This window comes from Zoogloea sp. (genome assembly GCF_041904905.1).
Lineage (GTDB): Bacteria > Pseudomonadota > Gammaproteobacteria > Burkholderiales > Rhodocyclaceae > Zoogloea.
Genome location: NZ_JAYRMI010000111.1, coordinates 1 through 8585, shown reverse-complemented (window position 1 = coordinate 8585; position 8585 = coordinate 1). Strand labels below are relative to the sequence as shown.

At 70.9% G+C, this 8585-nt stretch carries 8 protein-coding genes; 5 read left to right on the top strand and 3 right to left on the bottom strand.

What is annotated here, in order from left to right; genetic code table 11:
- Positions 1-113: 113 nt before the first annotated feature.
- Both ACE3N6_RS18730 and ACE3N6_RS18725 read right to left on the bottom strand, forming a co-directional pair.
- Positions 114-353, bottom strand: a complete 240-nt coding sequence (locus ACE3N6_RS18730; protein ID WP_374247338.1) for a hypothetical protein — start codon at positions 351-353, stop codon at positions 114-116.
- Positions 334-996 carry a class II aldolase/adducin family protein gene (locus ACE3N6_RS18725; protein WP_374247337.1) on the bottom strand — a complete coding sequence of 221 codons (663 nt, stop codon included), beginning with the start codon at positions 994-996 and terminating at the stop codon, positions 334-336. Before ACE3N6_RS18725 ends, ACE3N6_RS18730 begins: the two co-directional genes overlap by 20 nt.
- A gap of 140 nt (positions 997-1136) precedes the next feature.
- Here ACE3N6_RS18725 and ACE3N6_RS18720 point away from each other — a divergent pair, with 140 nt between their 5' ends.
- Entirely contained in the window at positions 1137-1583 is a 447-nt protein-coding gene (locus ACE3N6_RS18720; protein ID WP_374247336.1) for an Rrf2 family transcriptional regulator, read from the top strand.
- 75 nt (positions 1584-1658) lie between these two features.
- Here ACE3N6_RS18720 and ACE3N6_RS18715 read toward each other — a convergent pair whose 3' ends face one another.
- Complete coding sequence (locus tag ACE3N6_RS18715) at positions 1659-3809, bottom strand: methyl-accepting chemotaxis protein (RefSeq protein ID WP_374247335.1); 2151 nt, start codon at positions 3807-3809, stop codon at positions 1659-1661.
- A gap of 256 nt (positions 3810-4065) precedes the next feature.
- Here ACE3N6_RS18715 and nudC point away from each other — a divergent pair, with 256 nt between their 5' ends.
- From nudC to ACE3N6_RS18695, 4 genes are all read left to right on the top strand, one after another.
- Entirely contained in the window at positions 4066-4890 is an 825-nt protein-coding gene (gene nudC / locus ACE3N6_RS18710; protein WP_374247334.1) for an NAD(+) diphosphatase, read from the top strand.
- 20 nt (positions 4891-4910) lie between these two features.
- Entirely contained in the window at positions 4911-6191 is a 1281-nt protein-coding gene (locus tag ACE3N6_RS18705; RefSeq protein ID WP_374247333.1) for a glycerate kinase, read from the top strand.
- A gap of 87 nt (positions 6192-6278) precedes the next feature.
- Entirely contained in the window at positions 6279-6884 is a 606-nt protein-coding gene (locus ACE3N6_RS18700) for a YfiR family protein (protein ID WP_374247332.1), read from the top strand.
- Positions 6881-8585: ATP-binding protein (locus tag ACE3N6_RS18695; protein WP_374247331.1), on the top strand; the 1705-nt coding region annotated here is incomplete at its 3' end. The genes ACE3N6_RS18700 and ACE3N6_RS18695, both read left to right, overlap by 4 nt.

Sequence of the window (8585 nt, the reverse complement as noted above, 5' to 3'; positions counted from 1 at the left end):
CGTTGTCCGGGAGGACGGGGGTGGTGGCTTCGGTGAGGGGGCGGGCGGTGGTGGCTAGCATGGGTCGGTTCTCTCGGGTTTTGTGGGGGAAGGGGGAAGTGGGAAGTGGGGGATCAGCCGGCCTGCAGGTTGCCCAGGGCGTGGTGGGCGGCGAGGCGCACCACGTAGCCGAGCTTGAAGAAGGCGGCCGACACGGGCAGGGCCAGGTGGCCGGCGATCTGGGTGGCCAGCTCGAAGCGCTCCGCCAGGGGGTAGGCGATGGCGGTCGAGACGATCATCCCGAGGCCGGCGAGGGCCATCATGGCGCGGCCGGCGGTGAGCACCCGGCGGGGGTCAGGGGTGGGCGTGGGCATGGCGGGCTCCTTGGTGGGCTGTGGCCGGCTGGCCGGCGGCGAGGGCGATGCGGCAGATGTGCTCCAGCCGCTCGACGTGTTCGAAGGCGTCCCAGGGCGTTCTGCCCACCGCCACCACGCCGTGACGGTCGAGGCCGACGATGTGGGGCGCGGGCCCCAGGGCCGGCTGGAAGGCGGCGTCGCAGGCTTCGGCGAGTTCGTCGCTGGTGGCGGGCAGGGCCGGCACGTCGGGGCCGACCCGGGTGTAGCGGGTGACCTCCGGGAAATCCGCCGACAGCGCGGCCAGCCGGTGCCCGGCGTAGAGGGCGGCGACGATGTAGGTGGGGTGCAGGTGCAGCACCGTCAGGTCGCGACGGTCGAAGCGGGCCTGCAGGCGGCGGTGGAGCGCCAGCTCGCCCGAGGGCGGCGGATGTCCGCCCTCCGCCGCGGGGCCGTCGGCCGCCACGAAGACGAACTGGCCGGGCGTCAGGGCGTGCTTCACCACGCCGCTGGCCGAGATCAGGAACCCGCGCCGGTCGGTCATCGCCACCGACACGTTGCCGTCGCGGGTGCTGATCCAGCCGAGGTCGTAGGCCCGCCGCATGACCTCGCAGGCCTGGGCGACGACGGGATGTTCGGGAGGGGTGAATTGCGGTGTGTTCATGGCGCGCTCCGTCGGGTGTTGTTAAGTTGACTTTAGAATGCATCTTTAAAAGAGTCAACAAAAATGAATCTTTAAGGAAATCACCTATAATCGGAGGGTCACGCACTCCCGCCGGCTCGTCCGAGCCGCCACCGTCGGCCATGCACATCACCCTGCACACGGATTACGCCCTGCGCGTCCTGATCTACCTGGCGTCCAACGACGAGCGCTTGCCCACCATCCAGGAGATCTCGGAGCGCTTCGACGTCTCCCGCAGCCACCTGATGAAGGTGGTCAATCAGCTGATCCGCAACGGCTTTGTGGAGGGCATCCGGGGCAAGGGCGGGGGCCTGCGGCTGGCCCGGCCGCCCGCGGAGATCGGGGTGGGGGATGTGGTGCGCAAGATGGAGACGGATCTGGCGCTGGTGGATTGCTTCACGGGGTCGCGCAGCTGCCTGCTGAGCAGCAGCTGCCGCCTGCGCGGGGTGCTCGACAACGCGCTGGGGGCCTTCCTGGCGTCGCTCGATCGGGTGAGCCTGGCCGATCTGCTCGGCCCCGCCCAGCATGAGATCCTGTTCATGCCGCAGCGGACGCCGCCTTCCGCCTGAGGGGCGGCGGCGGCAGCGGCCTTGGTGTGGCGGCCGGTCTGGTCCCGGTGAGGAGGCGGCCCCTTCGGCCGGGGCTTACATCTCGATGAACTCGGTGCCGGGGGTGGCCCGGCCGCCGGACGGCTCGGGGGGCGGGGCCGCTTCGTAGAGGCTGAAGGCGTTGAGGCTCTTCTTGAGGCGCTCGGCGGTCTTCAGCAGGTCTTTCGAGAGCCCCATGGCCAGCCGGGCCACGTCGGTGTTCTGCTCGACCATGCCGGCCACGGCCTCCATGCTGGCGGCCACCGATTCGCCGGAGGTGGCCTGCTCCTGCGCAGCGTCGGCGATGTGGCGGGCCATGTCATTGACGGCTTCGCTGGCCACGGTGATGTGGGCGAGGTCGGTCACGCCCTTCTTCATTTCGTCCAGGCCCACGTCCACCTCCGAGACCGCCTTCTGCATGGCGAGCACGGCGCTGCCGGCGATGGTCTGGATGTTGCCGATCAGGGCGCTGATGTCGCGGGTGCTGCGGGCGGTGTTCTCGGACAGCTTGCGCACCTCGTCGGCCACCACCGCGAAGCCGCGGCCGGCTTCGCCCGCGCGGGCGGCCTCGATGGCGGCGTTGAGGGCCAGCAGGTTGGTCTGATCGGCGATCTCCTTGATGGCGGTGGTCACCTCGCCCACCCGCTGGATGCTGTCGCTGAGGGCGCCGATGATCCGGCTCGAGTCGTCGACCGTGGCCACCACCACGTCGTTGGCGGCCATGCTGCGCCCGATGGTGGCGTTGCAGACGCCCACCAGCTCTTTCGAGGTGCGGGCGTGCTCGGCGGTCTGCTGGGCGCTGTGCGCCACCTCCTTGACCGCCTGGCTGAACTCTTCGGTGGTGGCCGCGACGCGCTCGACCTCGTGCTGCTGCCGCTCGGACTGCATCGTGACCAGGTACATCTGGGCGTCCAGGTCGGCGCTGCTCTGGAGCAGGCTGCGCACCGAGGTCTGGATGTTGTCGAGCATCACCTTGAGGTTGGTCTGCATCACCGCCAGGGAGGCGAACATTTCGCCGAAGTCGTCCTGACGGCGGATGTCCACCTCGTCCAGGAGCACGCCCTCCGAGATTCGCCGGAAGTTGTGGATGACCTGCTGCATCGGCCGCACCACCGAGCGGATCAGCAGCGTGGCGAGCAGCGCCAGCAGGATCGACCCGGCCAGGGCCAGCCCGACGAACACCGTCCGGGCGGTGTCGTCGCTGTCCCGGCTGAGGGCCTGGGCGGCGGCCTTCTCGCGCAGGATGCCGGCGTTCACGTCCCGCGCCCGGGCCTTGGCCTCTTCGTAGAGCGGGTAGAGCGTCGACTCCATCAACGCGGAGGCGTCGGCGTAGCGCTGCGCCTCCAGGGCGGCCAGGGCCGGCTGGAGCGCCTGGGCGATGTAGGCGTCGCCCGAGGCCACGAAGGCCTCCACCCGGGCCCGCTCGGCGGCGTCGGCCGGGCGCTGCCGCACCACCTGCCGCAGCTCGCGGATGCGCGCGATCTTGTCCTTCACCGCATTGAGGTGGCGGTCGAGCGGGTGGGCGTGGCTGGCGGATGCGCCGCCCGCCGGGTCGTGCAGCACCCCGAGGGCCACGTGCTTGTAGGCGCCGTCCATCAGCGCCAGGATCTGCTCGACGGCCAGCGCCGGCTCGGCGTGGTGTTCGTAGGCGGCGGTCAGCTGGGTGTGCCCGTCGCGGATGTAGCCGTAGCCGATCAGGCCGGCGGCTGCGACGATCAGCACGGCGAGCCCGGCGTAGGCGCCCAGGCGGGCCGCCAGCCCGCTCAGCCCGTGGCGTCGCGGCCGGGGCATGCCGGCCTTGTCCTTGCGCAGGCGCGCGTAGAGCGCCTCGGCCTCGGCGATCTGGGCGCGGGTCGGCGGCGTGCGCACCGACATGTAGGCGACCACCCGGTTGTCCTTGGTCACCGGGATCACGTTGGCGAGCACCCAGTAGAAGTCGCCCCCCTTGGTCCGGTTCTTGATGACCCCCCGCCACGGCCGGCCGGCCTTGAGGGTGCGCCACAGATCCTCGAAGGCCTGGGGCGGCATGTCGGGGTGGCGCACGATGTTATGGTTCTGGCCCAGCAGCTCGCTCCGGCTGAAGCCGCTGATGTCGACGAACGCCCGATTGGCGTACGTGATGACGCCCTTCAGGTCGGTCCGCGAGACCAGCAGACGCTCGGGCGGAAGCAGCACTTCGGTCTGCGTGACCGGCAGATTTTGTCTCATGGCGTTGGGTGCGCCCCGGGGCGGCGGTCGGGCGCTCAGCAGCGGAGCGCAGGGTCGTTGGCGTGGCCGTAACGGTGAAATACGTTGTCCGATTGCGGCGCCCGCACCTATGTCTTTAGAAATATGTCTAAGGTAAGCCCCGAATTGATCCATAATGAGTACTTTTGCGTACGCAAAGGATTCTGCCTGCGCTCCCGCCCGGGCCCGATTTGCCTACAATCCCGAGATTCCCCGAATCCAGCAGAAGCACTAGCCGATGAACGCCCCCTTATCCGACACCCGCCACCTCGCCGATGCCCGCGGCTGGTGGTTCGTCCGCCGCGGCCGGGAGGTTCTGCTCGACGAGACCGGGGGGGTGCCCTGCGGCCCGTGCCCCCTCGTCGGGCTCGATCCGCTGCCGGTGCTGCAGGTGGGCGAGTTCGACGGGATGCCCTGCTTTGCGGTCGAGCTGCCCGTCGGCGCGCCCTTCGGCGCCTTCTTCGGCGACCCGAAGCGGCTCTACGACAGCCTGCCGCTGCCTGCGCGCACGCCCCTGTCGCGGGCGCTGGAGGTGCTCGAATGGGATCGCAGCCACCGTTTCTGCGGCAGTTGCGGCGCGCCCACCGAACACCGCGGCGGTGCCATCGTGCGTCACTGCAGCAACCCCGCCTGCGGGCGCGAGCACTTCCCCCGCGTCTCGCCGGTGGTCATCATGGCGGTCGAGCGGGGTGACGAAATCCTGCTGGGTCGTTCGCCCCACTTCCCGCCGGGCGTCTTCAGCGTGCTGGCGGGTTTCGTGGATGCCGGCGAGAGCGCCGAACAGGCGGTGCACCGGGAGATCTTCGAGGAGACCGCCCTGTCGATCCGCGACGTGCGCTACTTCGCCAGCCAGCCGTGGCCCTTCCCTCACTCGCTGATGCTCGGTTTCCAGGCCGACTGGGCCGGCGGCGAGATCGTCTGCGATCCGCGCGAGATCGAGGACGCCGCTTTCTTTCATGTGGACCGGTTGCCCAACACCTTCCGATTCCGTTCAACCCTGTCGTTCTGGCTGATCCAGGACTTCTGCCGACGTCACGGCCGCTCTTGGCCGGACGGCAACTGACCCGCCCCGGAGGCACCCCGATGTCGATTACCCCCCGCGATCTGCTCACGCGGATGTTCAAGGCAGCCGTGAAGGCCGCCCAGCCCGAGCACTGCCTGCCCCCCTTCCTCCCCAAGCCCCCCACCAAGGGGCGCACCATCGTGATCGGCGCCGGCAAGGCCTCCGCCGAGATGGCGCGGGTGCTCGAACGCCGCTGGCGGGGCGAGCTGTCCGGCCTGGTGGTCACCCGCTACGGCCACGCCGTGCCCTGCGAGCACATCCGCATCGTGCAGGCCGCCCATCCGGTGCCCGATGGCGCCGGGCGCGCCGCGGCCGGGCGGATGCTCGACATGGGTCGCCAGATGACCGCCAACGATCTGGTGATCTGCCTGCTCTCCGGCGGCGGCTCGGCCCTGCTGCCGCTGCCTGGCGACAACATGACCCTGCACGACAAGCAGGCCATCTCCCGGGCGCTGCTCAACAGCGGCGCGACCATCTCCGAGATCAACTGCGTGCGCCGTCACCTCTCGGCGGTCAAGGGTGGCCGGCTGGCGGCGGCCTTCCACCCGGCGCGGATCGTGAACCTGATGATCTCCGACGTGCCCGGCGACGATCCCATGAACATCGCCTCCGGCCCCACGGTGGGCGACCCGACCACCTGCGCCGACGCCCTCGAGATCGTCAACCGCTACGGCATCGACCTGCCCAAGGGCGCCCGCTGGCTGCTCGAGACCGGCGAGGGCGAGACGATCAAGCCCGACGACCCGCGCCTGGCCAAGGTCGAGACCCACCTCATCGCCACGCCCCAGATGGCGCTCGAAGCCGCGGCCGAGGTAGCCCGCGCCGCCGGCATCGTGCCGGTGATCCTGGGCGACAGCATCGAGGGCGAGGCCCGCGACGTGGCCAAGGTGATGGCCGCCATCGCCCTGCAGGTGCAGCGCCACGGCCAGCCTGCCGGTGCGCCCTGCGTGCTGCTGTCGGGCGGTGAGACCACCGTCACCGTGCGCGGCAAGGGGTGCGGCGGGCGCAACGTCGAGTTCCTGCTGGCCCTCGCCCTGGCCCTCGACGGCGCCCCGGATATCCACGCGATGGCCGGTGACACCGACGGGGTGGACGGCATGGAGGAAGTCGCCGGGGCCTTCGTCGCCCCCGACACGCTGGCCCGGGCCTGGGCCCAGGGCATCCGCCCCCGCGACAGCCTCGAGGCCAACGACGGCCACGGCTTCTTCGGCGCCCTGGGCGACACCCTCGTCACCGGGCCCACCCTCACCAACGTCAACGATTTCCGCGCGGTGCTGGTGGGCGTGCCCGGCAAGGGGTGAGCGTCGACGGAGGGCCGGACGGGTCAAGAATGAGCCCGCCCGGCCGTTAAATCCGTCATGATCTGTGCGACCTGTTCGGCCTGACCGATGACGCCGGGGCTCATCCGCCCGGGTGTCGTTGCGGTGGGGGCCAGCCTCTTCTCCGTATCGACCCGCCGGGTCTCGCGTCTGTGCCGGCTCGCGCTGGCCTGCCTGCCGCTGGCGGCGGCCCTCGTGCCCGGGGCGGTGTGGGCCGAAACCGCATCCGAGGCCCAGCTCCGGGCCGCCTATCTGGTCAATTTCCTGAAGTACGTCGAATGGCCCGCCGCCAACGCGGGGGCCACCATCTGCGTGCTCGGCCGCGACACCCTCGCCGCGCCGCTGGCCACCTACGAGGGGCGGGCGATCCTGGGGCGGGAGATCCGCATCCGCCGGGTGAACCAGCCCGATCAGCTGGCCGACTGCCAGGAGGTGTTCGTTCCGGAAGGCGACGAGGAGCGCTTCGCCGGCGCGATCCGCAACCTGGGCCGGCAGCCCGTGCTCACCGTGGGCGAGAACGCCCGTTTCGTGGAGCAGGGCGGCGGCGTGGCCCTGGTGCGGGTGGATAACCGGCTGGTGTTCGACGTCAATCTGGGGGCGCTCCAGCGGGCCGGGCTGAAGGTCAGCCCGCAGATGCTGCGCCTCGCCCGGGATGTGGTGGGAGGCCATCGATGAGCCGCCTCGGCCCCGCCCTGGACGCCCGCATCGCCGCGCTCCCGATCCGCCGCAAGCTGGCGCTGATCGTGGCCATCGCGGTGGCGGTGGGGCTGGCCTTCGTGTTCGTGATCGTCGGCGTCGGCGAGCTGCGGGAGAACTACGCGGCCCGGGTGGCCAAGCTGCGGGCGGTGGCCGACGTGGTGGCCTTCAACGCCTCGGCGGTGCTCGAATTCCAGGACGCCAGCGGCGCCGACCACCTCTTCCGGGCCCTCGAAAGCGATCCCGACATCGTGGCCGCCCATCTCGTCCAGAAGGACGGCGGCTTCACCCACAGCTACGTGGCCAAGGGCTGGCACGCGCCCCTGCCGCCGCCCGCGACCCGCCTCACCGACCGCTTCGCCACCCACTTCGACTGGACCAGCCTGTCGGTGATGGTGCCGATGTTCAGCGGCGGCGAGCTGATCGGCTCGCTGGCGGTGGTCAGCCGGCTCGACAACCTGTGGGGGACGGTCGCGCTGCAGTTCCTGCTGTTCGGGGTGGCCCTGGGCCTGGCTTTCCTGCTCGCCACCGGGGTGGCGATGCGGCTCCAGCGGTCCATGAGCGGCGCCATCACGGCCCTCACCGACACCGCCCGGCAGGTGTCCGAATCCCGCGACTTTGCCTTGCGCGCCACCCGCAGCACCGGCGACGAGATCGGCCAGCTGGCCGACGCCTTCAACACCATGCTGGGCGAGCTGGCCGCCCGCGACCGGGCCCTGGCCGCCCACCGGGCCCAGCTCGAGGAGACCGTCGAGACCCGCACCGCCGAGCTGCGCCTGGCCAAGGACGCGGCCGAGAGCGCCAACCGGGCCAAGAGCCAGTTCCTGGCCAACATGAGCCACGAGATCCGTACCCCGATGAACGGCATCATCGGCATCGCCGAGCTGCTCGACGCCAGCGCGCTGGACGCCCGCCAGCGGGAGCTGCTGGCCAACCAACGCTCGTCGGCCACGGCGCTGCTCCACCTGCTCAACGACATCCTCGATTTCTCGCGGATGGAGGCTGGCAGCCTGCAGCTCGAAGCGGTGCCCTTCAACCTGCGCGAGACCATCGAGCAGACCGCGGCGGTGTTCGCGCCGGCGGCCCGCAAGAAGGGCTTCGAGCTGTGCCTCGACATCGCGCCGGCGCTGCCCGACCTGTTCCGCGGCGACCCGCACCGGATGCGCCAGATCCTCAACAACCTCATCAGCAACGCCGTCAAGTTCACCGAGCGCGGCGAGGTGCGCATCCAGTGCGCGCTCGTCTCCGGCGAGCCCTTGCCCTGCGTGCGGCTGGCGGTGCGCGACAGCGGCATCGGCATCGACGCCGAGGCCATCGGGCGGATCTTCGACCCCTTCCGGCAGGCCGACAACTCCACCAGCCGGCGCTACGGCGGGTCGGGGCTCGGGCTGGCCATCGTCCACGACCTGGTGGGGCTGATGGGCGGCGAGGTGAGCGTGCGCAGCGAGGTGGGCGTCGGCTCCACCTTCGAACTGGCCCTGCCGCTGCTGCCCATCGACGCGGTGCGGCGCCTGCCGGGCTGGGTGGCCGGGCTGCGCGGGCGGCGGGTGACGGTGATCTGCGCCGACGTGGAGCGCGGCGCCCGCTGGGCCGGCGCGCTGGCCCTGGGCGGCATCGACGCCAGCATCGTCGGCGCCTGTTCCAGCGCGCTGGATGCGCTGGCGGCCGGGCGGGTGGATG

Bases quoted from the DNA above. Each gene is read 5' to 3' on its own strand.
- ACE3N6_RS18705 (WP_374247333.1), top strand. From the start codon at position 4,911: ATGTCGATTACCCCCCGCGATCTGCTCACGCGGATGTTCAAGGCAGCC.
- ACE3N6_RS18715 (WP_374247335.1), bottom strand. From the start codon at position 3,809: ATGAGACAAAATCTGCCGGTCACGCAGACCGAAGTGCTGCTTCCGCCC.
- ACE3N6_RS18720 (WP_374247336.1), top strand. From the start codon at position 1,137: ATGCACATCACCCTGCACACGGATTACGCCCTGCGCGTCCTGATCTAC.
- ACE3N6_RS18700 (WP_374247332.1), top strand. From the start codon at position 6,279: ATGACGCCGGGGCTCATCCGCCCGGGTGTCGTTGCGGTGGGGGCCAGC.
- ACE3N6_RS18730 (WP_374247338.1), bottom strand. From the start codon at position 353: ATGCCCACGCCCACCCCTGACCCCCGCCGGGTGCTCACCGCCGGCCGC.
- nudC (WP_374247334.1), top strand. From the start codon at position 4,066: ATGAACGCCCCCTTATCCGACACCCGCCACCTCGCCGATGCCCGCGGC.
- ACE3N6_RS18725 (WP_374247337.1), bottom strand. From the start codon at position 996: ATGAACACACCGCAATTCACCCCTCCCGAACATCCCGTCGTCGCCCAG.